Raw genomic sequence first — 24,808 nt, forward strand, 5'->3', positions numbered from 1 at the left:
GCCATTTCTGCCTGATGGCGCGCAGCCTTAAGGCCTACGGATTATGTCTGCTGTAGGCCGGATAAGGCGTTTGCGCCGCTATCCGGCAATGTATTTTACGCAGGCTTAATCCCGACGCGCGATATCAGCGAATTTAGCACCCAGTATGGCGGCCAAATCGTCAGCCGCCAGTTCAATATCCAGCCCGCGTTTACCACCGGAAACATAAATAGTGGCAAACGCGCGGGCAGGCGCGTCAATCAGTGTGGGCAGCCGTTTCTTCTGTCCCAGCGGACTGATCCCGCCGACCAGATATCCCGTGGTGCGTTGCGCCACCATCGGGTCGGCCATATCGACCTTTTTCGCGCCCAGAGCTTTGGCGACTTTTTTCAAATCCAGCTGCCCGGCTACAGGCGTCACGGCGACGGCCAGTTGCTTCATATCGCCATTCACGGCGACCAAAAGCGTTTTATACACCTGATCGGCGTTTAGCCCGAGCTTACGCACCACTTCATCGCCAAAGTTAGTTTCATTCGGATCGTGATCGTAGGTGTGAATGTTAAACGGAATCTTGTTTTTTTCGAGTAACTTAACTGCGGGTGTCATAACGTTCCTTCTTACTACAGACGTGATTTGCCATCAGCATACGCCCGAAAGCGGACTAAAAAATAGTATAATCTTGTGCATTAGGTCTTGGCAGTTGCGGCAACTTTGAGCGACAATCTGAAGATCCGAAGCGAAAGCGTCGGGATAATAATAACGATGAAATTCCTCTTTGACGGGCCAATAGCGATATTGGCCATTTTTTTATTTCAATATTTGCGGTAGGTTGCCTTCGCCGTACAGATGTAGCGCCCCTACGGCTACCACGTAGCGTCCCGGCGGCAGTGCCAGCAGCGCGTCGCGCCAGGCTTCATTGCGTTTCACCATCAGTACATCATACAGCGGTTGGCTAAACGTTCTGGGGAGCGAAGCGCCGACGCTGGTCGGCGGCTGCTCAAGCCACCAGCCGATCATCACCTGCAAAAGCCGTGCGTTGGTGTGCCAGTGCGTCAGCGTGTCGTCGAGCAGCGCCATCCCGCCATCGGGCAGATCGCATAGTAGTTCGAGCTGGTGTTTCGCCCCTTCCAGCTCTTGCACCGGCAGCGACATTTCGCGGGCAGCCTGTAATAGCTGATAATCAATGCCATAGTCCGGACGCAATCCCAGCCGTTGCGCCTGCGTGGCCTGTAGCACCATAGCTATCTGCCATAAAGGTTGATTATCAAAATGGATCAGCGGCATACCCAACTCGCTGACCCGTTTTTCCAGTGCGCTTAGCTGCCCGGCGCTGAGACGTTCGACCAACGGCGGACATTTGGGGAGATTGCTGAATGGCGTTTCGTTACCGGAAATATCCGCTTCAACGACCAGCGCGTCGGCCTGGCGTAGCTTTTTCACCAGCTTTGCTGGAAGAGGAGCCATATCGCGCGTCCCCATATGAATACTGCCAACCAGATGCAGATGACGACCGCCGGGCAGGGAGAGATCGATAGCAGGCCAACTATTTGGGGTACCACGCAGCGCGCGCCATAAACGTTTAAGTTGATTTAATAACTCCATACGCGCTCCCTTTGAAAAAGCTCATGCTAGCGCGTTGGAGAAAAGGGCGCAATGCGCCCTGACTGGAGGTCAACGATCGGTCGGGTAGTTCGCTGCCGTCGAGATAGGCCGTTCTGGCGATGGTCATTTCAAGCTGGCATGTATAAATACTGATGCGCTTTTCAGCAGGTAAGGCCTCGGATTTTGCATCGCTAAGTTTGCCGCACTGCTGCTCTTTTTTGGTCACCCAGACTCGCTGCTCTTGTTTTAATGCCGTTCGGGCAGAGGCGGGTAGTGAATTCCAGACCTGATTAAGCTCGCGATCTCTACTCTCAAATTTCTTTGCTGCGATTTCAATCAGTGAGCTATTTTTTTTCTTTATGAGATTATCACCAGATACCGTCATTCTTGCCATTACATAAATAGACCACGCCAATTTATCGGTTTTTTTCACCGGTGTGACGACAATATCTTTGTTGTTGTCAGCAAGCTGGATATTGTAGTTAACCTCTTTCCAGGTCACCGTATTGTTTATTACCTGTCCATTCCCTTGTGAAATATAGAATAGAGTATCTGGTAAGTATTTAATTACTTTAAACAATGACTGAGGAATACCCATGGCGACGGTAGCCGAGCAAATTCGTAGGTTGGCATTTTCTGATTGAGGATTTTGCGTTATTACATCACTGAATTGAACAGGAATAGCCCGGAGTTGCTGCTCGTACTGAGTCTGGGGGATATCGAAGAAAAGCGTGGAAGGCGCTTTAATATAGTCTTGCTGTAAACGACCTAATGCTTCATTGTAAATCCATTCTTTTGCCGCCGTGACTGCATTATCGTTGCCACATTTTAACTCTGGAGTGGAATCAAATAACCCTGCATAACTAACTGCGGGAGAAAGCAGGAAAAGAAGCGTAACTGCTTTTCTAAACATAAATAACACATCCTTATGATTCAAAAAAAACATTATAAAATGTTGTTTTTTATTTTTCTACAGGATGTGCGGTTAAATTTTTATATATTGATACGGTAAATTACTGATGGCTTAATAATATATCAGGCAGCTAATGCTGCCTGATAGGACTTTTTACGCTTTCGGTTTAAAGCGCAATAGCCGGTTGGCATTGCTCACGACGGTAATGGAAGACAGCGCCATTGCCGCACCCGCTACTACCGGGTTTAACAAGGTACCGGTAAACGGCCACAGAATACCGGCGGCCACCGGGATACCAATGCTGTTGTAGATAAATGCGCCAAGCAGGTTTTGCTTCATATTGCGCAACGTCGCGCGCGAAATGGCCAGCGCATCCGCCACGCCCATCAGACTATGGCGCATCAGCGTAATCGCCGCGGTTTCAATCGCCACATCACTGCCGCCGCCCATCGCGATACCGACGTCCGCCTGCGCCAGCGCGGGCGCATCGTTGATACCATCGCCGACCATCGCAACCTGACGACCCTGGCTTTGCAGACGTTTAATCGCATCGGCTTTGCCATCCGGCAGAACGCCCGCAATCACTTCATCAATACCCGCTTCTTTGGCAATCGCGTTAGCCGTCGTTGGGTTATCCCCGGTGAGCATCACCAGACGGTATCCGGCGTTGTGCAGGCGTTCAAGCGCGGCAATACTATCGCTGCGCAATGGATCGCGTACCGCCAGTAACGCCGCCGCTTTACCGTCAATCGCCAGCAGGACCGGAGTAGAGCCTTGCGAGGCCTGCGCGGTGATTTCCGCCGTCATATCATCCGTGGCGACGTGCTGTTCGTTCAGCAACGCCTGGTTCCCCAGAAGCAGTTGATGACCTTCCGCTTCACCGCTGACGCCCAGTCCGCGCAGCGTTCTGAAACCGTTCACCTGAGGCAGTTTATCGTCGCCGGCTTTTTCCAGAATCGCATGGGCCAGCGGGTGGCTGGAGCCTTGTTCGAGCGCGGCTGCCAGACGTAATGCCTGAGCTTCCTCAACGCCGTTAAAGGTTTTTACCGCCACCACTTGCGGCTTGCCTTCCGTCAGTGTCCCGGTTTTATCAAAAACGAGGGTATCCAACGTACTGGCGCGTTGCAGGGCATCGGCGTCGCGTACCAGCACGCCGAATTCGGCAGCGCGGCCTACGCCGGAAATAATCGACATTGGCGTCGCCAGGCCTAATGCGCAAGGGCAGGCGATAATCAGTACGGTGGTGGCGATGACCAGCGTATAAACAATTTGCGGCGCCGGCCCGAAGAAATACCAGATAGCGGCGCTGAACAGCGCAATGGCCACGACGACGGGAACGAATACCGCAGAGATTTTATCGGCCAGTTGGCCAATTTCCGGTTTACTGCTTTGCGCCTGGCGTACCATGCGAATAATGCGTGACAGCGTGGTATGACTGCCCACCGCGCTGGCGCGGAACAGGACGCTGCCGTCCTGGACGACGGTACCGGCATGAACGCTGTCGCCTTCGCCTTTTTGCTGCGGAATGGGTTCGCCGGTCAGCATGGCTTCATCAAGCCAGGCTTCGCCCTGGGTAATTTCGCCATCCACCGGCACGCGATCGCCGGTAGTGAGCCGCAGTAGCATCCCTGGCTGAACGTCCGCCAACGGGACGCTTTTTTCGCCGTCTTCTGTCACGACGCGTGCGGTGGGCGGGGTGAGATCGAGTAATTTTTCCAGCGCTTTTGAGGAACGCTGACGGGCGCGCGCTTCCAGCATGTGTCCGAGATTAATCAGACCGATAATCATCGCGCTGGCTTCGTAATAAAGGTGCCGCGCTTCCATCGGGAACCACTGCGGCCACAGGTTGACGCTCATGGAGTAGAGCCAGGCGACCCCGGTGCCGAGCGCCACCAGCGTATCCATCGTCGCCGTGCCGTTCAGCAGGCTTTTCCACGCGTTACGGTAAAAATGACCGCCCGCAAAGACCATCACCGCAAGCGTGATCAGGCCAATAGCCAGCCACAGGCTGCGGTTGTCGCCGGTCACCATCATGTTATCGCCGATCATCCCCCAGACCATGACCGGTATACCGACCGCCAGAGCGACGATGGCCTGCCAGCGAAAACGTTTCATGGTGGCGATGGCGGTTTCCTGCTGGCGCTCGCGGCGTTTGATGTCATCTTCAATCGCCTCTGCGCCGTAGCCGGCTTTTTCCACCGCCTGCACTAAATCAGCGGCGGACGCGCTGCCCATCACCAGCGCAGTGCGTTCCGCCAGGTTTACCCGTGCCTGCGTGACGCCCGGTACGCTTTGTAGCGCATGTTGTACGCGGGTGACACAACTGGCGCAGCTCATGCCGCTTAACAGCAACTGTTGGCTTTCTTCATCGGCCGTCGCTACCGGAAGCTCATGAGGAACCGCTGCCAGTGCTTCCGACGGGATTGATGACTCCGTCAGCGGTTTAGCCTTTGGGTGGCTTAACGTCGCGCCATACCCGGCTTGTTTGATGGTTTCAATTAACGCGTCCGCACTGGCGGTACCGGTAACGTGCGCTTCGGTTACGGTGACGTCCGCCAGCTCAACATCCGGACGTTGTTCAAGACTTTCTTTCACGCGTTTAACGCAATGACCGCAGGACAAACCGTCCAGGGTCAGGTCGATAGTTTGAGACATAGTAAAAACTCCTTTATGATTGGTCATCAATTCATTGACCTTAGTAATCGTAGTGACTCACTGTGATAAAGGTTAAACCTTCCAGCAAGGTTAAGGTCAAGGGGGAAATATGAATATTAGCGATGTGGCGAAAAAAACCGGTTTAACCAGCAAAGCCATTCGGTTTTATGAAGAGAAAGGTCTGGTGACGCCGCCATTACGTAGCGAAAATGGTTATCGCACCTACACGCAGAAGCATTTAAACGAGCTGACGTTGCTGCGACAGGCGAGGCAGGTGGGGTTTAATCTGGAAGAGTGTGGCGAACTGGTCAATCTGTTTAACGATCCGCGACGCCATAGCGCAGATGTGAAAAAGCGGACGCTGGAAAAGGTCGCGGAGATCGAGCGCCATATCAGCGAGCTGCAATCAATGCGCGATCAATTGCTGGCGCTGGCGGAGAGTTGTCCCGGCGATGACAGCGCCGACTGCCCGATTATTGATAATCTTTCCGGCTGCTGTCATCACAAGGCGCAAAAGCCACGTTGATTAAACGGCGCGAATGCGTAAGGTGATGCCTTCCACGGCGATCACTTCGACATGCGTACCTGCGCGCAGGTCTTCGTCAGCGCATACCGGCCACGAGCTGTCGCCGACACGCATATGACCCCGTCCGTTCACTAACGCGGCATCAAGCATAAACCGGCGGCCTACCAGTTGTTGTCCGCGTTGGTTAAGGCGGCTGTCGGTCGGCTTCTGTTCCCGCACGCGACGCGCCAGCCAGCGCCACCAAAGCCAGGCCGCCAGTAACGTTAAGGCCGCAAACAGCACGCCCTGCCATTCCCAGCCGAGCGGTAAGAGCCAGACGGTTAAGCCGGTAATCACTGCCGCCACGCCGCTCCACAGCAAATAGCCGTTACCGCCGAGCATTTCCGCAGCCAACAACAGGCCGCCGAGGCTAAGCCAGAAGATATGCGGATGTACCAGAATCATCGCTATCATGCTTTTTTCCGTTCGCTGGCGCTGTCCTTAACCAGCTCGCTGATCCCGGCGATAGCGCCCATCAGACTGCTGGCATCCAGCGGCATCATGACCACTTTGCTGTTATTCGCCGAGCCGATTTGCTGTAACGCTTCGGTGTATTTCTGCGCCACGAAGTAGTTTATCGCCTGAATATCCCCGGCGGCGATGGCTTCAGACACCATCTGCGTAGCGCGGGCTTCCGCTTCGGCGGAACGTTCGCGCGCTTCCGCCTGCAGGAAAGCGGACTGACGTTCGCCTTCGGCTTTCAGAATCTGCGACTGTTTTTCCCCCTCGGCTTTCAGGATTTCCGCCTGACGTACCCCTTCGGCCTCAAGAATATAGGCGCGTTTGGTACGTTCCGCTTTCATCTGGGCGTTCATAGAGGAGATCAATTCCGCCGGAGGGCGGACATCGCGAATTTCGATACGGGTAACTTTAATTCCCCACGGGTTGGTGGCTTCATCGACAATATGCAGCAGCCGCGTGTTGATGCTGTCGCGCTGGGAGAGCATTTCATCCAGCTCCATCGAACCGAGCACCGTACGGATATTGGTCATGGTCAGGTTAATGATCGCCAGTTCCAGGTTACTGACTTCATAGGCGGCGCGCGGCGCATCGATAACCTGAATAAAACAGACCGCATCGATAGTGACGTTGGCGTTATCTTTTGAGATCACCTCCTGCGACGGAATATCCAGCACTTGCTCCATCATATTGATCTTTCTGCCAATTCTGTCCATAAACGGTACAACAAGGCTTAATCCCGGCTGCAGGGTTTTGGTGTAACGTCCAAAGCGCTCCACCGTCCACTGGTATCCCTGTGGAACGATTTTGACGCCCGCGCCGACGATCACCAGCGCGACGAAAATGAGAATAGGGATAAGAATGAGCATAGCTAAACCTCCTGTTGCGTTGTCCATAAACCGATTTTGCTGACGAATTAAGCGAATTATACCTGATTCAGTAAAGCATGTTCCCCCCTTATTAATTACAGGGATACACTATCGCTATAAAAATATGAACAACGGATGCGCAATAAATGACAGAACGTAGCATGTTGCTTGAGTTAAAGCAGGTCGGTTACCGGACTGCGACGACAAAAATAGTGAATAACATCAGTTTTACGCTGCAACGCGGCGAATTTAAGTTAATTACCGGTCCTTCTGGCTGCGGAAAAAGTACGTTGTTGAAAATGGTGGCCTCGCTAATAAGCCCTGATATCGGCGTGATTCTTTTTGAGGGGCACGATATTACTACTCTGAGTCCGGAAGCCTATCGCCAGCAGGTTTCTTATTGCGCTCAGACGCCAGCGCTATTTGGCGATACGGTTTACGATAACCTGATTTTTCCCTGGCAAATTCGCCATCAGCGCCCGCAGCCGACAGCCTTCGCAGACGATCTGGCGCGTTTTGAACTGCCGGAGAAGATTCTGCAAAAACCGATTACCGCGCTTTCCGGCGGAGAAAAACAGCGTATTGCTCTAATTCGTAATCTACAGTTTCTGCCGAAAATACTGTTACTCGACGAAATAACCAGTGCGCTGGATGAACATAACAAACGGAATGTGAATGATATTATTCATCGCTATGTTCGCGATAAGCAGGTCGCTGTCTTGTGGGTAACGCATGATAAAGATGAAATTCAACACGCGGATAAGGTGATAACGTTAACGCCATCTGCCGGAGAGATGCAGGAGGCGCGTTATGAACGAGCATAATATTACCAATACCTCGCTGGCGTTATCGATGCTGCTAGTGGTGGTCGCGATGCTCATCAGTCACAAGGAAAAGCTGGCGCTGGAAAAAGATATTCTGTGGAGCGTATGCCGGGCGGTGATACAGCTCATTATTGTCGGCTATGTACTGAAATACATCTTTGGCGTTAATCATGCCGCCCTGACGCTGCTAATGGTGCTGTTCATCTGTTTTAACGCCGCCTGGAACGCGCAAAAGCGCAGTAAATATATCGATAAGGCATTTCTCTCCTCGTTTATCGCCATCACCGTCGGCGCCGGACTAACGCTGACGGTACTGGTGCTTACCGGTTCGATTGAATTTGCGCCGATGCAGGTGATTCCCATCGCTGGCATGGTCGCCGGCAATGCGATGGTGGCGGTAGGGCTGTGCTACAACCAACTGGGGCTGCGTTTTCATAGCGAGCAGCAGCAAATCCAGGAAAAGTTAAGTTTGGGCGCAACGCCGAAAATGGCCTCCGCCGGGCTTATCCGCGATAGCATCCGCGCATCGCTTATCCCGACGATCGACTCGGCAAAGACCGTTGGGCTGGTGAGCCTGCCGGGGATGATGTCCGGGCTGATTTTTGCCGGGATCGATCCGGTAAAAGCGATTAAATATCAAATTATGGTAACGTTTATGCTGTTGTCGACAGCCAGCCTGTCTACCATCATTGCCTGCTATTTAACCTACCGGAAGTTCTATAATTCGCGTCATCAGTTGGTAGTGATGCCGCTCAAGAAATCATGATAGTTGCCGGATGATGGCGCAAGCGCCTTATCCGGCCTGAGGACGACAGGTAGGCCAGATAAGCGCGCCATCAGGCAAGAGAGGATTAATACAGTAACGCGTACAACTGGCGGCGGTATTTCGACGCCAGCGCGTCGCCGGTGCCGAGCGCGGCAAGGATCTCCTGGAAGGTTTTGCGCGTCTGTCCCTCGGCGGCGGCAAGATCTTTTCTCAGATGGCTGAACAGCAATTCCAGCGCTTCTTCATTACGTCCGACCTGGTGCAACTGCAACGCCAGTTGCGTTGCCAAAGCCGCATCCTGCGGATTCTCCGCGACTTGCTGCTGAAGTTGCTGAATTTCCGGCGTATCCGCCGCCTGTTTAAGCAGTTCGATCTGCGCAACCAGCCCCTGATAACGGGTATCCTGATCCTGTAGCGGGATAGTTTTTAATACCGCTTCGGCCTCTTCAGAGCGGTTCAGCGCAATTTGCGCTTCCGCCAGTAACAGGCCAATCTCACTGTTCTGCGAAGAGAGCTGCCAGGCGTCTTTGAGCAACGGCAGCGCGTCAATGTAGTTGCCCTCCTGCATTAACTGCATCGCTTGTTGCGCTTTTAGCTCTTCTTCACGCGGCAGTACTTTATCCAGCAGAGCGCGGATCGCCTCTTCCGGCTGCGGTCCCTGGAAACCATCGACCGGTTGGCCATTCTGGAACAGATAGACTGTCGGGATGGCGCGCAGACCAAACTGAGCGGCGATCATCTGTTCGGCGTCGCAGTCCAGCTTTGCCAGAATAAACTGACCGTGGTACTGGGCAGCCAGACTTTCCAGCACTGGCGTTAATTGCAGACAGTGTTGGCTGCGTTCAGACCAGAAATAGAACAGTACCGGCGTGGTCATGGACTGCTCTAAGGTCTGCTGCAGGTTGGATTCATTAATATTGACAATGTTCTGTACGGACATGGCGTCGCTCTCTTTTGTCTGTGTCACGTTTACATGGGGGCTGACGGGCGCGCTTCAACTCAGCTTTGTAAAATTTTATCCAGCATCCGGCCCGGCAATAGGCGTTTCAGCGCCATCACTGCCCAGGTGACCAGCGTAACGGGATAGCGCAGCCTGGGTTTATCGCTTGCAAAAGCATGACGCACTTTCGCTACTACCGCGTCAGGATCGCGGGTGAAACGTGCGGCGATGCCGGGATTTTCTACCGGTTTATCACGCTGCGTCTGGTTAACGTTATCCGTAAAACGGGTACGAATTGGTCCCGGTTCTATCAGACTCACTTTAATGCCTGTGTGCCGTAGCTCCATACGTAGCGCGTCAGACCAGGCTTCGAGCGCATATTTGCTGGCGGCGTAAGCGCCGCGCCCTGGGGTGGAAATTAGCCCCATCACCGATGAGGTCATCACAATGCGTCCTTCGCCATGCGGCAACATGGCGGGAAGTAAGCGCATGGTAAGCTGATGCGCGCCGAAGAAATTACTGGAAAACTGTTGCTCCATCTGCTCACGGCTGATGGTGGAAAGGGGGCCATACACGCCGTAGCCGGCATTGTTAAAGATCCCATACAGACGATTATCGGTCAGGGCGATCACTTCATCGGCGGCACGATCCACGCTTTCAGGGGAGTCGAGATCGATCAACACGCCGGTAAATCCCATACTGTTCATCCGGGCGACATCATCAGGTTTGCGGCAGCCCGCCAGGATTTGAAAGCCCTGGCGTTTAAGTTCAAGCGCGCTGTCCAGACCGATTCCGCTGGAACATCCTGTTATTAAGACCGATTTTTGCATAACTTTACCTGTCAGGATCTCCGTTGATTTAAGAGTCGTGGTTAACTATATCCGTCATACTTCAAGTTGCCTGTGCGTTCGTTTACTCCAGTCACATAGGTATCTATGCTCCTGGACATTCTCTTACGTGCCGCCTTCATGCAACTCGAATTATTCAGGAGAGAAAAGGGGTCAACTGCTTCGCCATCCAGTCGGCAATAAACGGCTGGGCGTCGCGGTTGGGATGAATGCCGTCATCCTGCATCCACTGCGGTTTCAGATATACCTCTTCCATAAAAAACGGTAACAGAGGAATATCGAACTCTTTGGCGAGCTTAGGATAAATGGCGCTAAAGGATTCATTATAACGGCGACCGTAGTTAGCGGGCAGATGAATTTGCATCAGTAACGGTTGGGCATCGGCGGCTTTCACCGTCTGAATGATTTTACGTAGCGTCTGTTCGGTTTGCGCAGGCGCAAAACCGCGTAGGCCATCGTTGCCGCCAAGCTCCACCACTACCCAGCGCGGGTGATGCTGTTGCAACAGTGCCGGCAAACGCGCCAGTCCCTGCTGCGAGGTATCTCCGCTTATACTGGCATTAACGACCGACGTTTTGTTTTGCCATTTATCATTAAGGAGCGACGGCCATGCCGCGCTGGCGGCCATACGGTAACCGGCGCTGAGGCTATCGCCCAGAATTAATAAGGTGTCTGCGGCGGCGGCACGGAAAGTTAACAGGATCAAAAACAGGAAGGGCAAATGCCAGCGGAAAACAGTGTTGAAGTTCATCGTCTCAGGAAGTCCGTCGGTCAGGGTGAGCATGAGCTTTCCATCCTTACCGGAGTTGAACTGGTTGTCAAACGCGGCGAAACCATTGCGCTGATTGGCGAATCAGGATCGGGAAAATCTACGCTGCTGGCGATTCTCGCCGGACTGGATGACGGCAGTAGCGGAGAGGTCAGTCTGGTGGGGAAACCGCTTCACCAGATGGACGAAGAGGCGCGGGCGCAGCTTCGCGCTCAGCATGTCGGTTTTGTTTTTCAATCCTTCATGCTTATTCCTACGCTTAACGCGCTGGAAAACGTTGAGCTACCGGCCCTGCTACGCGGTGAAAACAGCGGTCAGAGTAAGGCGGGGGCGAAAGCGCTGCTCGAACAACTGGGACTGGGAAAACGGCTTGACCACCTTCCGGCACAGCTTTCTGGCGGCGAACAGCAGCGCGTAGCGCTGGCGCGCGCGTTTAACGGGCGTCCTGATGTGCTGTTTGCCGATGAGCCGACGGGCAACCTTGACCGTCAGACCGGAGATAAAATCGCCGACCTGCTATTTTCGCTTAACCGCGAACACGGCACCACGCTGATTCTGGTGACGCACGACCCGGCGCTGGCGGCGCGCTGCGACCGGCGGCTGCGGTTGGTCAACGGTCAGTTACAGGAGGAGGCATGATAGCTCGCTGGTTCTGGCGCGAATGGCGCTCGCCGTCGCTGATTATTGTCTGGCTGGCGTTGAGCCTGGCGGTGGCCTGCGTACTGGCGCTCGGCAGTATCAGCGACCGGATGGAAAAAGGGTTAAGTCAGCAAAGCCGCGAGTTTATGGCAGGCGATCGGACGCTGCAAAGTTCGCGGGAGGTACCGAAAGCCTGGCTTGAAGAGGCGCGTAAACGCGGTCTTAACGTGGGCGAGCAGTTAACCTTTGCGACCATGACGTTTGCCGGCGATACGCCGCAACTGGCCAGCGTGAAGGCGGTAGATAGCGTTTATCCGATGTACGGCGAATTGCAAACCCGTCCTGACGGAGTGAAACCGCAGCCGGGTAGCGTACTGCTGGCGCCGCGTCTGATGGCGCTGCTTAATTTGAAAACGGGCGATACCATTGATGTCGGCGACGTGACCTTGCGTATTGCCGGTGAAGTGGTGCAGGAGCCGGATTCCGGGTTTAACCCTTTTCAGATGGCGCCGCGTCTGATGATGAATATGGCCGATGTGGCAAAAACCGGTGCGATACAGCCGGGGAGTCGCGTGATGTGGAGGTATAAATTCGGCGGAACGCCGCAACAGCTTGCTGGCTATGAAAGCTGGCTGTTACCGCAGCTTAAACCGGAACATCGCTGGTACGGACTGGAGCAGGATGACGGGGCATTGGGGAAATCGCTCGAACGTTCGCAGCAGTTTTTGCTGCTTTCGGCGTTATTAACGCTACTGCTGGCGGTAGCTGCCGTCGCGGTGGCGATGAGCCATTACTGCCGTAGCCGCTACGATCTGGTGGCGATTTTAAAAACGTTGGGCGCGGGCCGGGCCCAGTTGCGTAAACTTATCATCGGACAGTGGTTGATGGTGCTGGGGCTTTCCGCCGTCACGGGAGGCGCGATTGGGTTACTGTTTGAAAACATATTGCTGGTGCTGCTAAAACCGGTATTGCCCGCCGATTTGCCGCCCGCCAGCCTGTGGCCCTGGCTGTGGGCGCTGGGTGCGATGACGGTCATCTCTCTGCTGGTCGGTTTACGACCTTATCGATTGTTGCTGGCGACCCAGCCGCTACGGGTGCTGCGCCGCGATGTTGTCGCTCGCGTCTGGCCGTTAAAAATTTATTTGCCTGTCGCCTGCGCCGTCGTGGTGGCGCTGCTCGCCGGATTGATGGGCGGAAGTATGCTGTTGTGGGCGGTTCTGGCGGGTGCAGTGATACTGGCGCTGCTGTGCGGTCTGGTGGGCTGGATGCTGCTTAACGTGCTGCGCGGCATGACGTTGACGTCGCTACCGCTGCGTCTGGCCGTCAGCCGACTTCTGCGTCAGCCGTGGTCAACGTTGAGTCAGCTTTCGGCGTTTTCGCTTTCGTTTATGCTGCTGGCGCTCTTGCTGGTGCTGCGCGGCGACCTCCTTGATCGCTGGCAACAGCAGCTCCCGCCGGAAAGCCCGAACTATTTCCTTATCAATATTGCTTCAGAGCAGGTCGCGCCGCTGAAAGCCTTTTTGGTGGAACATCAGGTGATTCCGCAGACGTTTTATCCGATTGTGCGGGCGCGGTTAACCAGGATAAATGGTAATCCGACGGAAGGTCAGCAGGATGAGTCGCTCAACCGTGAACTGAATTTGACCTGGCAGGATACGCGCCCGGCGCATAATCCGCTGGTCGCCGGTCACTGGCCGCCAAAACCGGGCGAAGTCTCTATGGAAGAGGGGCTGGCGAAGCGGCTGAACGTCAAACTCGGCGATAGCGTAACCTTTATGGGCGATACCCAGGCATTTAGCGCTAAAGTCACCAGCCTGCGTCAAGTGGACTGGGAAAGCCTGCGGCCCAACTTTTTCTTCATTTTTCCTTCCGGGGCGCTGGACGGGCAACCGCAAAGCTGGTTGACCAGTTTTCGCTGGGAGAATGGCAACGGCATGTTAACGCAGCTTAACCGCGAGTTTCCTACCGTCAGCCTGTTAGATATCGGGGCGATCCTGAAACAGGTGGGACAGGTGCTGGAGCAGGTCAGCCGGGCGCTGGAGGTGATGGTTGTGCTAGTCACCCTCTGCGGCATGTTGCTATTACTGGCCCAGGTACAGGTCGGGATGCGTCAGCGCCATCAGGAGCTGGTGGTGTGGCGCACGTTAGGAGCCGGAAAGAAACTGTTGCGTACCACACTCTGGTGCGAATTCGCCATGCTGGGATTAGTTGCCGGGCTGGTCGCCGCGATTGGCGCGGAAACGGCGCTGGCGATCTTACAAATCAACGTTTTTGATTTCCCCTGGGAGCCGGACTGGCGTTTATGGGGCGTACTGCCGTTTTGCGGCGCGCTGCTGCTTTCCGTATGCGGCGGCTGGCTTGGCGTTCGTTTGCTGAAAGGCAAAGCGCTATTCCGCCAGTTTAGCGGATGATTCATGATGTGAATAATTTCGCGCCGGTTTTTAAAACGGCGCGTACTTTTTTAGTCGCACAAATTGATAACTCCTTGATTTTTAGTAGCACAAATCATTAAAAAATACACAACACGTAAGGTTTTATAACAGTTATTATTTGCCTGCTAAATGATTTGGATTGGCTATCTATCAAGGAAAATATAATGACAATTAAAATAACAGCGTTGGCGGCATCGATCGGCGCGGCAGTGGCTTTCATGCCTTTCGCTACTCAGGCGGAAATCACCGTTTTAAAACAAGATCCCCAGGCGGGTAATCCACTCAGCCGACTCAATTTCACCGTCGGCGGGAGTATTCGTCCGCAGTTCCAGAATATGACCGGCAATGACGGCGCGAACGGTTATAAACGTAATGGTTTTGATGGCGGGACGCGTTTCCGCTTCGCCGCGGATTACTATCTGTTTGATGATATCAGTTGGATTAGCTATTACGAGCTGGGCGTCAATATCCCTGCGGTATTTGACTGGGATAACCATTATGCGAAGGGTGCGACTGATACCACTCGCCGTATGCTGTATACCGGCTTCAAGAGCGCGACGTGGGGAACGCTGACCTTCGGTCAACAGAACAGCATTTATTACGATGTGGTGGGCGCAAAAACCGATATCTGGGATTACGACATGATAGGTCAGGCGCCGGGCAACGGGATTAACGGCGACTACGATGGTTCTTATCGCACGCGTAAATCATTGAAGTATAAGAAAAGCATTGGTAATGTCGATCTCTACGCGTCTTATCTGTTCAGCGACGATTATAATGCCAATAACGGCCTGAATTACAAACGTAAAGGCGGCGGTTCTTTAGGCGCGGATTACCATCTCACCGACGATCTGACCTGGGGGACGGCATGGAACTATACCCGTGCGGAGATGCGCGGCAACGGCAATAAAACTTACGATCAAAATATTGTCGGTACCGCGTTAAGCTGGACGCCGGAAAACTGGACTATTGCCGCAGGCGGCGGTTGGTATCAGAACTTTATGACGACCAAAAAAGTGTCTGTGAATGATTACTTTGCCGGCGATGCGTGGGGTCTGGAATATTTTGTCGGTTACGCTTTCCCGATTGGTCAGTATGCCGTAAAAGCTATTCAACCGTACTTTATGGGCGACCGCATTGAATATGTGAATGGCCGCGACTATCTGCGTACCGATAACGGCGTGGGGATCACCTTCCAACTGGATTATGGTTTCCGCGTTGATTATGAACATGTTTTCACCTCCAGCACTGATAATCTGGGCGATATGAACCTGGTGCGTCTGCGTTACGATTTCTAAAGCGTTTTCCTCTGCCGGATGTTGGCGTTAAGACCTCTTATCCGGCATTTCCCTTTACGCCATTCCCGCCTGACACACGCCTGAGCGCCTGCCTCGTACATTTAACGACACACCAGGAAACATCATGAAATAATTTCAAGGACAGCAGGCTGTGATCTGTGTCATGTTAAGAAATAGCCTTTCGTTTGGGCCAAAACAGACGATGCCGCATGAACGGCATCCGGCACAGCATCACACTATTTAAAATGGAGAAATTATGGGATTGCGTCAGAGTTTACGCATTGCGGCCAGCACGCTATTACTGGCCTGCGGATTACAGTTTGCCCATGCCGATAGTTCCCCGCAAACGATCGTATTTGGCGTCGCGCCAGGGCCGTATGGCGACATGGTGAAGCAGGCGATTGCGCCGACATTAAAAGAAAAAGGGTATAAGGTCGTGGTGCGCGAGTTTAGCGACTATGTCCAGCCCAATATGGCGTTAGCTAACGGCAGCATTGACGCCAACCTCTTTCAACATACCCTCTATTTTGACAAATTCACCGCTGACAAAGGGTTGAAGCTCAGCAAACTTATTGTGGTACCGACCGCCGGGATGGGCTTCTATTCACGTAAAATCAACAGTCTGGATGCGCTTAAAAAAGGGGACATTATTACCCTCTCCAACGATCCGACCAACCTGGCGCGCGGCCTTCGCTTCCTGCAATCGTTGGGGCTTATCACGATTAAGGACAATATCGATCCGACCAAAGCCTCTGAACGAGATATCGCCAGCAATCCAAAAGGACTGGTTTTCAAACCGCTGGAAGCCGCACAGCTACCGCGCACGCTGGATGGCGTGACCGGCGCGCTGGTTAACGGGAACTTTGCGGTGGCGGCAGGACTGGATCTTTCCAGCGCGATTAAGCAGGAACACCTGGATGAGAATCTGAAAAATATCATTGCGGTACGCAGTGAAGATGCCGATAAGCCGTTTGCCAAAGATATTGTCGAGGCGGTGAAATCGCCGGCTTATCGCGCGGTCATCGACGATCCAAAGAATATTTATAGCGCCTTCCAGAAACCGGAATGGATGACCGCGACACCCTGATCGCAGCGGTAGCCATCCCCAATTTCTGAGGTGAATATGATTGAAATAGAAAAAGTCTGCGTCGATTTTACCGCCGGTCGCGGTACCCCCACGCGCGCGGTGGATGATGTGAGCCTGCATATCGCCGCGGGCGAGATTTTTGGCATTGTTGGTACCAGCGGCGCAGGAAAAAGCACTCTGCTGCGTACCCTGAACGCCTTAACGCGTCCCAGCCAGGGGCGCGTCAACGTCAACGGCGTGGAAATTTCGGCGCTGGACGGAAAAGCGTTACGCCAGGCGCGGCAGCGTATTGGTATGATTTTCCAGCATTTTAACTTAATGCATACCCGGACAGTGGCGCAAAACGTTGCGTTTAGCCTGAAAGCGGCTGGCTGGGAACGCAGCAAAATCGCGCCGCGGGTGGCGGAAATTTTAACGCTGGTGGGCCTTGCCGATAAAGCGAACCGTTTTCCGGTACAGCTCAGCGGCGGGCAAAAACAGCGGGTGGGGATAGCCCGCGCCATCGCTAACCATCCGGATGTGTTGCTATGTGACGAACCGACTTCCGCTTTGGATCTGGAAACTTCCGCCACGATTCTGGCCCTGCTCAGACAGATCAATGCACAGCTCGGGATTACTATTGTGCTGATCACCCATGAAATGAACGTGATCAAATCTATTTGCGATCGCGTGGCGGTGATGTCGGGCGGTAAGGTTGTGGAATCGGGCGAGGTGTTTGATGTGTTTGCCCACCCGCAACACGCTTTCACACAGCAACTGGTGTCTCATACCCTTAATTTAACCCTGCCGGAACGTTTACGGGAACACCTGCCCGGGCAGTTGCTGAAAATTTTGTTTATCGGCGATTCGGCGGAGCAGCCGGTACTGTCGGAGGTGGCGATCAAGTTTGGCGTCGCGGTCAATATCCTGCATGGCAAGATTGAATATATCGGCGAACGCGCGTTGGGCATTCTGGTGGTGCAATTAACCGCGCCGCATAATCCAACGGCGGTGGCCGCCGCCGTGGAGCATATCCGTCAACGTACCGCACAGGTGGAGGTGATCCGTGGATGATTTATTGCCGGATTTAACGCTGGCGTTCAATGAAACTTTCCAGATGTTGAGTATTTCAACGGTGCTGGCGATTCTTGGCGGTCTACCGCTCGGTTTTCTGATTTTTGTCACCGATCGTCATCTGTTCTGGCAGAACCGTTTTATTTATCTCGTCGCCTCGGTTCTGGTGAATATTATCCGCTCGGTGCCATTTGTTATTTTACTGGTGCTGTTACTGCCGCTAACGCAGCTTTTGCTGGGCAATACGATTGGCCCGATTGCAGCCTCCGTCCCGCTGTCGGTGGCCGCAATCGCGTTTTATACACGCCTGGTAGATAGCGCGCTCCGTGAAGTCGATAAAGGGATTATTGAGGCGGCGCTGGCATTCGGCGCTAGTCCGATGCGTATTATCTGTACCGTACTGTTGCCGGAAGCCAGCGCAGGGCTGCTGCGCGGCCTGACGATTACCTTGGTAAGCTTAATCGGCTACTCGGCGATGGCCGGGATTGTCGGCGGCGGCGGGGTAGGCGACCTGGCGATTCGCTATGGCTACTACCGTTACGAAACCGAAGTGATGGTTGTTACCGTAGTGGCGCTGATTGTGCTGGTTCAGGTCGTTCAGATGCTGGGCGACTGGCTGGCAAAACGTGCCGACAAGCGCGACAGACACTAAGCCGGCTCAATGTAGCGTCAGCCGACAATAAAAATAAGCTATTGCGCTTTTAGCCAGTTGGCAACGTCTTGCCATGTGCCGCGAAAAACGATATTCGCGGCTTTTTTCTCCAGTTGATAGCGATACATTGGGTCGTAATATTCGTTAAGTAGCGGAACCAGCCATGACATATGGCCGTCGGTGCTGCCGCTGGATAATTGTTCCGCCAGCGCCCTATCCAGCGTGTCCGTCAGTTCGGCAAAGCGTTGCAACCCCAGACGGCGGCGAATAGCGAACAGTCCATGATGAAGATATTCACTATACGCCTGCCAACCGGCTTCATCGCCGTAGGCGTGGGTGAAGTCGTGATGCATACGGATGAAATACTCTTCACGCAGTCGTTCCAGACGAAGCGCAAACGGATCTTCCACTACCGCAATGGGGGCCTGCGCCATTCTTTCGCGTAAACACTCAGGCAGATGGTTGGCGCCGATCGTTCGCCCTTCATCTTCCAGTACCCACCTTTTTAGCGTCTGACGCGCGTTAATTTTCAGCAATTCAACGGCAAGTTTGTTTTCAAAACTGGCCTGGCTGAGCTGGGGTTTCAGCGTGCGGCCAAAAGAGGAGCCGCGATGACGCGCGAGACCTTCCAGATCCACGCCGTTGGGCTGTTGTCGCACCAGTTGCGTTTTGCCGCTGCCCGTACAGCCGCCAATTAAAAGTATCGGTTTTTGCGCCAGTTGCCAGGTCGCCTGAATTGCTGTCTGGCGCAGCGCTTTATAGCCGCCTTCAATAAGCGGGCAGTCAATCCCTGTTTCTTGCAGCCAACGTTGTACGATATGTGACCGCTGACCGCCGCGCGCGCAGCACAGATACCCATTGGGGAAACGTTGATACGCGGCTTTCCAGGCCTCAAGCCGCTGCTGGCGAATGTCGCCGCAAACCAGCCGATGCCCCAACGCTAACGCCGCATCCGCGCCCTGACGTTTGTAGCAGGTGCCGACGGCGGCTCGCTCGTCGTCCATCATCAATGGCAGGTTGATGGCGCCCGGCATGGCGCCCTGTTCAAACTCAATCGGCGCGCGTACATCAATTAAAGGCGTATCGGCAAGGAGGAGCGCGCGATAGTCCTGTGCTTTTTGTCTGTCTTGCATAACGTAAAACGTAACCTTAAATCATCCTTTGCGCTATTTTACGCGCCAATTCGCAAAGTGGCTTGATTTTTAACAGCGTACCGTGTTGAAAATGGATAAAAAACCGGCTATTTCGGGTTGTCGTTGGGTAAATAATTTCACAATGTCTTCTACCGCTTTGCCTCCGCCAAATTTATGCCAGGCGAGGCTTAACGGTGAGGGCGGACGCATCGTCGGGATGGTACAGCTTACCAGTTCGTTTTTGTCGATCAGCGTTTGACAGAGCGGCTGCGGGACAAAACCGATACCGACGCCTGCCAGATGAGCGGCGATTTTGGTTTCCATATCAGGCACGATAATTTCCTTCTGCCCCGGAAGGCGCCAGGCTACCCGTTTGGTCAGCGTACGCGCGCTGTCTTCGATATTAATTGCCGGGAAACGGCGCAACTGCGCTTCTGTTAGAGGCCCGCTGACGTGAGCTAAAGGATGATCCGCAGACATCACAAAACGCCATTGTACGGAACCTAAAGGATCGAGCATAAAGGTATTAGCCAACGGCTCGGTGCCAGTTACGCCAATCGCCAGCGAAAAACCTTCATACAGGAGCGAATCCCAGACGCCCATATAAATTTGCCGGGAAAAGTGAAACTGAGTGAAGGGGTAACGCGCATTAAGCCACGATAAGAGACTGGCGACCGCTTGCGGGCTATAGAGCAGGTTATTCACCACAATATTGACCTGACGCTCTACGCCGTCGTTAACCTGGCGTAGCTCGTCAGGCATGCTGTCCAGCCACGCAAGCCAGTCTTTTGCCTGAGAGAGAAGGTGAGAGCCCGCCGCCGTCAACGAGACGCTTCGCGTTGTGCGAAAGAACAGCCCTACGCCGGTATTTTCCTCCAGCAGTTTGATGCGGTAGCTAATGGTTGCCGTGGTTTTACACAGGCGCTCCGCCGCTTTGGAGAAACTCCCCGTTTCGGCAACGCTGATAAAGGTACGCAGTGTTTCCGGGTCAAACATCGTCAGATGCCTCCTTACGATCCTGATAAAACCAGAATTGTTTTCCTATGATTTTTAAGTAGTTTTACATAATAGCCATGTTTGATTTGTGGTCTAAATCTACTTTTGGAAAAATATTCCAACTTTTATGTTGATGTTAAATCCCGAAGGTTTTAGATTGCATGGTATTGAAACCGGACAGAGTCCAAACCGCGGTTAAACGGAATCGAGCTACAAGGGAAAAATAATGAAACTTGAGGTATTACCGTTAGATCAGAAGACGTTCAGCGCTTATGGCGATGTTATTGAGACGCAGGAACGTGACTTTTTTCATATAAACAACGGGTTAGTTGAGCGATATCACGACCTGGCGAAGGTTGAAGTTCTGGAGCAGGATCGCACGCTGATCAGTATTAACAGGGCGCAACCGGCCTCGATGCCTATTGTGGTACATGAACTGGAACGTCATCCTTTAGGTACGCAGGCGTTTGTGCCGATGAACGGCGAGGCTTTTGTCGTTATTGTCGCGCTCGGCGATGATAAACCCGATCTCTCCACGCTGCGGGCGTTTATTAGCAATGGACGGCAGGGCGTCAATTATCACCGTAATGTATGGCATCACCCTCTGTTTGCGTGGCAGACGGTTACCGATTTTCTGACGGTGGATCGCGGTGGCAGCGATAACTGTGATGTTGAAAGTATCCCGACACATGAACTCTGTTTTGCGTGACGCTATTGGCCTTCTTGCATAAGATGAACATATTGTTCATTGTTTATGCTCATATTTTGGGCCGGAGTTAACGTAAATATGACGGAAGTAAGACGACGCGGCAGGCCAGGACAGGCAGAGCCGACTGCGCAGAAAGGCGCTCAGGCGCTGGAGAGGGGCATAGCGATATTGCAATATCTCGAAAGAAGCGGCGGCAGTTCATCAGTTAGCGATATTTCCGGCAGCCTGGATTTACCGCTTTCTACGACGTTTCGCCTGTTAAAGGTACTGCAAGCGGCTGATTTTGTGTACCAGGATAGCCAGCTTGGCTGGTGGCATATTGGTTTAGGCGTATTTAATGTGGGCTCTGCGTATATTCATAATCGCGATGTCCTCTCGGTGGCCGGACCCTTTATGCACCGACTTATGCTGCTTTCTGGCGAGACGGTCAACGTAGCGATTCGCAACGGTAATGAAGCGGTGTTAATCGGTCAAAAGGAGTGCAAATCGATGGTCAGAATGTGCGCGCCCTTAGGGAGTCGTCTGCCGTTACATGCTTCCGGCGCCGGAAAAGCGCTGCTTTACCCGCTCACCGAAGAAGAGCTGGTGGGGATCGTCGTCAATACCGGTTTGCGGCGGTTTACGCCGACCACTCTGGTGGATTTACCTATCCTGCTTAAAAATCTGGAGCAGGCGCGTGAACAGGGCTACACCGTCGACCAGGAAGAACATGTTGTCGGGCTGAATTGTATCGCCTCCGCTATCTATGACGATGCGGGCAGCGTGGTCGCCGCTATCTCAATATCGGGACCGGCTTCCCGGCTGACGGAAGATCGCTTTATCAGCCAGGGTGAACTGGTACGGGATACCGCGAAAGACATCAGTACGGCGCTTGGGCTAAAACCCCCTGTAGCCTGAGCCGCATCCCGCTCGCTGGAGCGGGACTTTTTTAAAATTTTTAAAAGTTGGAAACTTTTTCCAATAAAAAGAGGTAGCAATAAAATGGCAAAAATGAGAGCCGTGGATGCGGCAATGTATGTGCTGGAAAAAGAAGGTATCACCACAGCATTCGGCGTTCCTGGGGCTGCAATCAACCCCTTCTATTCTGCAATGCGTAAGCATGGAGGCATTCGCCATATACTGGCGCGTCATGTGGAAGGCGCTTCGCATATGGCTGAGGGCTACACACGTGCGGCGGCAGGTAATATTGGGGTCTGCCTGGGCACTTCCGGCCCGGCGGGAACCGACATGATCACCGCGCTCTATTCCGCTTCTGCCGACTCTATCCCGATTTTATGCATTACCGGTCAGGCGCCACGAGCGCGTCTGCACAAGGAAGATTTCCAGGCAGTCGATATTGAAGCGATTGCAAAACCAGTTAGCAAGATGGCGGTGACGGTTCGTGAGGCGGCGCTGGTGCCGCGCGTATTACAACAGGCTTTTCATCTGATGCGCTCAGGCCGCCCAGGTCCTGTGCTGGTTGATTTACCGTTTGATGTCCAGGTTGCGGAAATCGAATTCGATCCGGATATGTATGAGCCGCTGCCGGTATATAAGCCAGCCGCCAGCCGCGTACAGATTGAAAAGGCGCTGGAGATGCTGATTCAGTCCGAGCGTCCGGTAATTGTCGCGGGCGGCGGGGTTATTAACGCCGACGCCGCGCCACTGCTGCAGCAGTTTGCCGAACTGACCAGCGTACCGGTGATCCCTACTCTGATGGGCTGGGGCTGTATCCCGGACGATCACCCCTTAATGGCGGGGATGGTCGGCCTGCAAACGGCGCACCGCTACGGCAACGCCACTCTGCTGGCATCTGATATGGTTTTTGGCATCGGTAACCGTTTCGCCAACCGTCATACGGGGTCCGTTGAGAAATATACTCAGGGGCGAAAAATCATCCATATCGATATTGAACCAACGCAAATTGGCCGCGTGTTGTGCCCGGATCTGGGCATCGTTTCTGACGCCAAAGCGGCGCTAACGTTGCTGATCGATGTCGCGCAGGAGATGCAAAAAGCGGGGCGTTTGCCATGCCGGAAGACCTGGGTGGACGAATGCCAGCAGCGTAAACGGACTTTGCTGCGTAAAACCCACTTTGACAACGTGCCAGTGAAGCCGCAGCGCGTCTATGAAGAGATGAACAAAGCCTTTGGTCGCGATGTGTGCTATGTCACCACCATTGGATTGTCGCAAATCGCGGCAGCGCAGATGCTGCATGTGTTTAAAGACAGACACTGGATCAACTGCGGCCAGGCGGGGCCTCTTGGCTGGACAATCCCGGCGGCATTAGGGGTATGTGCTGCCGATCCGCAACGCAATGTGGTGGCGATTTCCGGCGATTTCGACTTCCAGTTCCTGATTGAAGAGTTAGCCGTTGGCGCGCAGTTTAACATTCCGTATATCCATGTGCTGGTTAACAACGCTTATCTTGGTCTGATTCGCCAGTCGCAACGTGCATTTGACATGGACTACTGCGTACAGCTCGCCTTTGAAAATATTAACTCCAGCGAAGTGAATGGCTATGGCGTTGACCATGTAAAAGTGGCGGAAGGGTTAGGCTGTAAAGCCATTCGTGTCTTTAAACCGGAAGATATTGCGCCTGCATTTGAACAAGCCAAAGCGCTAATGGCGCAATATCGCGTTCCGGTGGTGGTGGAAGTCATTCTGGAACGCGTAACCAATATTTCCATGGGCAGCGAACTGGATAACGTAACCGAGTTTGAAGAGGTTGCGGATAGTGCGAAAGATGCGCCAACAGAAACCTGTTTTATGAAATATGAGTAAGGGAGGTAATCGATGTTACGTTTCTCTGCCAATCTTTCTATGCTGTTTACGGAATATGATTTCCTGGAACGCTTTGATAAAGCGGCGTTGTCGGGATTTCGCGGCGTGGAATTCATGTTTCCCTACGATAACGACATCGAAGTGTTAAAACGTAAGCTCAGGGATAATAATCTGGAACATACGTTACATAATTTACCGGCTGGCGACTGGGCGACTGGCGAACGTGGAATTGCCTGTATTCCTGGGCGCGAAGAAGAGTTTCGCGATGGCGTAGCGGCCGCAATCCGTTATGCACGTGCGTTAGGCAATAAGAAAATAAATTGTCTGGTGGGTAAAACGCCGTCAGGATTCTCCGCAACGGAGATCCACGACACGTTGGTCGAAAACCTGCGCTATGCGGCAAATATGCTGGCGAAAGAAGACATTTTATTACTTATCGAACCTATTAATCACTTTGATATGCCGGGATTCCATCTCACCGGCACTCAACAGGCGTTAGCCTTAATTAAGGATATCGGCAGCGATAATATCAAAATTCAGTATGATATTTATCACATGCAACGCATGGAAGGGGAATTAACACAAACCATGACGGCATGGGCCGATAAAATAGGCCATTTACAGATTGCTGATAACCCGCGTCGCGGCGAGCCGGGGACCGGGGAAATTAATTATGACTTTATTTTTAATGTCATTAAACAGTCTGGTTATGATGGCTGGGTTGGCTGTGAATATAAACCACTGACTACCACGGAAGCGGGATTATCGTGGATTAATCAGTACCGTTAAAACGCAGAATAATTCGGGCAGCGTTTTTTTTTCCACTGTGTTGGAAGGGGATTGTGTTGCCTGAATCT

The 24,808-nt window shown here is 53.2% G+C and carries 24 protein-coding genes; 13 read left to right on the forward strand and 11 right to left on the reverse strand.

Features of this window, described 5'->3' with window-relative positions; genetic code table 11:
- Positions 1 to 105 precede the first annotated feature (105 nt).
- The 4 genes from ybaK to copA all read right to left on the reverse strand — a co-directional run bounded on the left by ybaK (position 106) and on the right by copA (position 5,149).
- The gene (gene ybaK / locus NA624_RS13015; protein ID WP_000186616.1) at positions 106 to 585 is read right to left on the reverse strand and encodes a Cys-tRNA(Pro)/Cys-tRNA(Cys) deacylase YbaK; all 480 of its coding nucleotides are present in this window, start codon (positions 583 to 585) and stop codon (positions 106 to 108) included.
- A 201-nt stretch (positions 586 to 786) separates the two neighbouring features.
- Positions 787 to 1,581 (reverse strand): TraB/GumN family protein, encoded by a 795-nt coding sequence (locus tag NA624_RS13020; protein ID WP_000421861.1) that lies wholly within the window; start codon positions 1,579 to 1,581, stop codon positions 787 to 789.
- A complete protein-coding gene (locus tag NA624_RS13025; protein WP_000488542.1) occupies positions 1,559 to 2,494 on the reverse strand; it encodes a lysozyme inhibitor LprI family protein in 936 nt (311 codons plus the stop codon). The genes NA624_RS13020 and NA624_RS13025 overlap by 23 nt, the downstream gene beginning before the upstream one ends.
- Positions 2,495 to 2,647: 153 nt before the next feature.
- A complete protein-coding gene (gene copA / locus NA624_RS13030; RefSeq protein WP_000083913.1) occupies positions 2,648 to 5,149 on the reverse strand; it encodes a copper-exporting P-type ATPase CopA in 2,502 nt (833 codons plus the stop codon).
- Between the two features lie 109 nt (positions 5,150 to 5,258).
- Here copA and cueR point away from each other — a divergent pair, with 109 nt between their 5' ends.
- On the forward strand, positions 5,259 to 5,675 hold the full coding sequence (cueR, locus tag NA624_RS13035) for a Cu(I)-responsive transcriptional regulator (protein WP_001026760.1): 417 nt from the start codon (positions 5,259 to 5,261) through the stop codon (positions 5,673 to 5,675).
- On the opposite strand, the gene NA624_RS13040 is transcribed toward cueR, so the two are convergent.
- Positions 5,676 to 6,128 carry an NfeD family protein gene (locus tag NA624_RS13040; protein WP_000561177.1) on the reverse strand — a complete coding sequence of 151 codons (453 nt, stop codon included), beginning with the start codon at positions 6,126 to 6,128 and terminating at the stop codon, positions 5,676 to 5,678.
- Positions 6,125 to 7,042, reverse strand: a complete 918-nt coding sequence (locus tag NA624_RS13045; protein ID WP_000906146.1) for an SPFH domain-containing protein — start codon at positions 7,040 to 7,042, stop codon at positions 6,125 to 6,127. The genes NA624_RS13040 and NA624_RS13045 overlap by 4 nt, the downstream gene beginning before the upstream one ends.
- A 146-nt stretch (positions 7,043 to 7,188) precedes the next feature.
- Between NA624_RS13045 and fetA the strand changes: the two genes are divergently transcribed.
- Both fetA and fetB read left to right on the forward strand, forming a co-directional pair.
- The gene (gene fetA / locus NA624_RS13050; protein WP_000140191.1) at positions 7,189 to 7,866 is read left to right on the forward strand and encodes an iron efflux ABC transporter ATP-binding subunit FetA; all 678 of its coding nucleotides are present in this window, start codon (positions 7,189 to 7,191) and stop codon (positions 7,864 to 7,866) included.
- Positions 7,853 to 8,632, forward strand: coding sequence for an iron efflux ABC transporter permease subunit FetB (gene fetB / locus NA624_RS13055; protein ID WP_001002130.1), 780 nt, complete (start codon positions 7,853 to 7,855; stop codon positions 8,630 to 8,632). Before fetA ends, fetB begins: the two co-directional genes overlap by 14 nt.
- An 85-nt stretch (positions 8,633 to 8,717) precedes the next feature.
- Here the strand turns inward: fetB and cnoX are convergent, their stop codons facing one another.
- From cnoX to tesA, 3 genes are all read right to left on the reverse strand, one after another.
- Positions 8,718 to 9,572 carry a chaperedoxin gene (gene cnoX / locus NA624_RS13060; RefSeq protein ID WP_000116060.1) on the reverse strand — a complete coding sequence of 285 codons (855 nt, stop codon included), beginning with the start codon at positions 9,570 to 9,572 and terminating at the stop codon, positions 8,718 to 8,720.
- Positions 9,573 to 9,631: 59 nt separating this feature from the next.
- Positions 9,632 to 10,402 carry an SDR family oxidoreductase gene (locus NA624_RS13065; RefSeq protein ID WP_001172804.1) on the reverse strand — a complete coding sequence of 257 codons (771 nt, stop codon included), beginning with the start codon at positions 10,400 to 10,402 and terminating at the stop codon, positions 9,632 to 9,634.
- Positions 10,403 to 10,556: 154 nt separating this feature from the next.
- The gene (gene tesA, locus NA624_RS13070; protein ID WP_001010574.1) at positions 10,557 to 11,171 is read right to left on the reverse strand and encodes a multifunctional acyl-CoA thioesterase I/protease I/lysophospholipase L1; all 615 of its coding nucleotides are present in this window, start codon (positions 11,169 to 11,171) and stop codon (positions 10,557 to 10,559) included.
- Between tesA and ybbA the strand changes: the two genes are divergently transcribed.
- The 6 genes from ybbA (at position 11,142) to NA624_RS13100 (ending at position 18,350) form a co-directional block, all read left to right on the forward strand.
- Positions 11,142 to 11,828 carry a putative ABC transporter ATP-binding protein YbbA gene (ybbA, locus tag NA624_RS13075; RefSeq protein WP_001110598.1) on the forward strand — a complete coding sequence of 229 codons (687 nt, stop codon included), beginning with the start codon at positions 11,142 to 11,144 and terminating at the stop codon, positions 11,826 to 11,828. The genes tesA and ybbA overlap by 30 nt on opposite strands.
- The gene (gene ybbP / locus NA624_RS13080) at positions 11,825 to 14,239 is read left to right on the forward strand and encodes a putative ABC transporter permease subunit YbbP (protein ID WP_439040270.1); all 2,415 of its coding nucleotides are present in this window, start codon (positions 11,825 to 11,827) and stop codon (positions 14,237 to 14,239) included. Before ybbA ends, ybbP begins: the two co-directional genes overlap by 4 nt.
- Before the next feature lie 185 nt (positions 14,240 to 14,424).
- Positions 14,425 to 15,558: a porin gene (locus NA624_RS13085; protein WP_000152866.1), complete on the forward strand. Its 1,134-nt coding sequence runs from the start codon at positions 14,425 to 14,427 to the stop codon at positions 15,556 to 15,558.
- 256 nt (positions 15,559 to 15,814) lie between these two features.
- A complete protein-coding gene (locus tag NA624_RS13090; RefSeq protein ID WP_000524317.1) occupies positions 15,815 to 16,645 on the forward strand; it encodes a MetQ/NlpA family ABC transporter substrate-binding protein in 831 nt (276 codons plus the stop codon).
- Positions 16,646 to 16,681: 36 nt separating this feature from the next.
- Positions 16,682 to 17,698: a virulence-associated ABC transporter ATP-binding protein SfbB gene (sfbB, locus tag NA624_RS13095; protein WP_000569660.1), complete on the forward strand. Its 1,017-nt coding sequence runs from the start codon at positions 16,682 to 16,684 to the stop codon at positions 17,696 to 17,698.
- Entirely contained in the window at positions 17,691 to 18,350 is a 660-nt protein-coding gene (locus NA624_RS13100; protein ID WP_000342251.1) for a methionine ABC transporter permease, read from the forward strand. Before sfbB ends, NA624_RS13100 begins: the two co-directional genes overlap by 8 nt.
- 38 nt (positions 18,351 to 18,388) lie before the next feature.
- On the opposite strand, the gene mnmH is transcribed toward NA624_RS13100, so the two are convergent.
- Both mnmH and allS read right to left on the reverse strand, forming a co-directional pair.
- Positions 18,389 to 19,483 (reverse strand): tRNA 2-selenouridine(34) synthase MnmH, encoded by a 1,095-nt coding sequence (mnmH, locus tag NA624_RS13105; protein ID WP_001154069.1) that lies wholly within the window; start codon positions 19,481 to 19,483, stop codon positions 18,389 to 18,391.
- Positions 19,484 to 19,552: 69 nt separating this feature from the next.
- Complete coding sequence (gene allS, locus NA624_RS13110; protein ID WP_000460169.1) at positions 19,553 to 20,479, reverse strand: HTH-type transcriptional activator AllS; 927 nt, start codon at positions 20,477 to 20,479, stop codon at positions 19,553 to 19,555.
- Between the two features lie 226 nt (positions 20,480 to 20,705).
- On the opposite strand from allS, the gene allA reads away from it, so the two are divergent.
- The 4 genes from allA to gip all read left to right on the forward strand — a co-directional run bounded on the left by allA (position 20,706) and on the right by gip (position 24,740).
- Positions 20,706 to 21,188, forward strand: a complete 483-nt coding sequence (allA, locus tag NA624_RS13115) for an ureidoglycolate lyase (protein ID WP_000764662.1) — start codon at positions 20,706 to 20,708, stop codon at positions 21,186 to 21,188.
- 78 nt (positions 21,189 to 21,266) lie between these two features.
- On the forward strand, positions 21,267 to 22,085 hold the full coding sequence (gene allR, locus NA624_RS13120; RefSeq protein ID WP_000141265.1) for an HTH-type transcriptional repressor AllR: 819 nt from the start codon (positions 21,267 to 21,269) through the stop codon (positions 22,083 to 22,085).
- Between the two features lie 84 nt (positions 22,086 to 22,169).
- Entirely contained in the window at positions 22,170 to 23,951 is a 1,782-nt protein-coding gene (gene gcl / locus NA624_RS13125; protein ID WP_001096868.1) for a glyoxylate carboligase, read from the forward strand.
- A 12-nt stretch (positions 23,952 to 23,963) separates the two neighbouring features.
- Positions 23,964 to 24,740, forward strand: coding sequence for a hydroxypyruvate isomerase Gip (gip, locus tag NA624_RS13130; protein WP_000943595.1), 777 nt, complete (start codon positions 23,964 to 23,966; stop codon positions 24,738 to 24,740).
- The last annotated feature ends 68 nt before the right edge of the window (positions 24,741 to 24,808 follow it).

It is taken from the genome of Salmonella sp. NW38 (assembly GCF_051807745.1).
In the GTDB taxonomy this organism is placed as follows: Bacteria; Pseudomonadota; Gammaproteobacteria; order Enterobacterales; family Enterobacteriaceae; genus Salmonella; species Salmonella enterica.

Bases quoted from the DNA above. Each gene is read 5' to 3' on its own strand.
- ybaK (WP_000186616.1), bottom strand. From the start codon at position 585: ATGACACCCGCAGTTAAGTTACTCGAAAAAAACAAGATTCCGTTTAAC.
- NA624_RS13020 (WP_000421861.1), bottom strand. From the start codon at position 1,581: ATGGAGTTATTAAATCAACTTAAACGTTTATGGCGCGCGCTGCGTGGT.
- NA624_RS13025 (WP_000488542.1), bottom strand. From the start codon at position 2,494: ATGTTTAGAAAAGCAGTTACGCTTCTTTTCCTGCTTTCTCCCGCAGTT.
- copA (WP_000083913.1), bottom strand. From the start codon at position 5,149: ATGTCTCAAACTATCGACCTGACCCTGGACGGTTTGTCCTGCGGTCAT.
- cueR (WP_001026760.1), top strand. From the start codon at position 5,259: ATGAATATTAGCGATGTGGCGAAAAAAACCGGTTTAACCAGCAAAGCC.
- NA624_RS13040 (WP_000561177.1), bottom strand. From the start codon at position 6,128: ATGATAGCGATGATTCTGGTACATCCGCATATCTTCTGGCTTAGCCTC.
- NA624_RS13045 (WP_000906146.1), bottom strand. From the start codon at position 7,042: ATGCTCATTCTTATCCCTATTCTCATTTTCGTCGCGCTGGTGATCGTC.
- fetA (WP_000140191.1), top strand. From the start codon at position 7,189: ATGACAGAACGTAGCATGTTGCTTGAGTTAAAGCAGGTCGGTTACCGG.
- fetB (WP_001002130.1), top strand. From the start codon at position 7,853: ATGAACGAGCATAATATTACCAATACCTCGCTGGCGTTATCGATGCTG.
- cnoX (WP_000116060.1), bottom strand. From the start codon at position 9,572: ATGTCCGTACAGAACATTGTCAATATTAATGAATCCAACCTGCAGCAG.
- NA624_RS13065 (WP_001172804.1), bottom strand. From the start codon at position 10,402: ATGCAAAAATCGGTCTTAATAACAGGATGTTCCAGCGGAATCGGTCTG.
- ybbA (WP_001110598.1), top strand. From the start codon at position 11,142: ATGCCAGCGGAAAACAGTGTTGAAGTTCATCGTCTCAGGAAGTCCGTC.
- tesA (WP_001010574.1), bottom strand. From the start codon at position 11,171: ATGAACTTCAACACTGTTTTCCGCTGGCATTTGCCCTTCCTGTTTTTG.
- ybbP (WP_439040270.1), top strand. From the start codon at position 11,825: ATGATAGCTCGCTGGTTCTGGCGCGAATGGCGCTCGCCGTCGCTGATT.
- NA624_RS13085 (WP_000152866.1), top strand. From the start codon at position 14,425: ATGACAATTAAAATAACAGCGTTGGCGGCATCGATCGGCGCGGCAGTG.
- NA624_RS13090 (WP_000524317.1), top strand. From the start codon at position 15,815: ATGGGATTGCGTCAGAGTTTACGCATTGCGGCCAGCACGCTATTACTG.
- sfbB (WP_000569660.1), top strand. From the start codon at position 16,682: ATGATTGAAATAGAAAAAGTCTGCGTCGATTTTACCGCCGGTCGCGGT.
- mnmH (WP_001154069.1), bottom strand. From the start codon at position 19,483: ATGCAAGACAGACAAAAAGCACAGGACTATCGCGCGCTCCTCCTTGCC.
- allS (WP_000460169.1), bottom strand. From the start codon at position 20,479: ATGTTTGACCCGGAAACACTGCGTACCTTTATCAGCGTTGCCGAAACG.
- allA (WP_000764662.1), top strand. From the start codon at position 20,706: ATGAAACTTGAGGTATTACCGTTAGATCAGAAGACGTTCAGCGCTTAT.
- allR (WP_000141265.1), top strand. From the start codon at position 21,267: ATGACGGAAGTAAGACGACGCGGCAGGCCAGGACAGGCAGAGCCGACT.
- gcl (WP_001096868.1), top strand. From the start codon at position 22,170: ATGGCAAAAATGAGAGCCGTGGATGCGGCAATGTATGTGCTGGAAAAA.
- gip (WP_000943595.1), top strand. From the start codon at position 23,964: ATGTTACGTTTCTCTGCCAATCTTTCTATGCTGTTTACGGAATATGAT.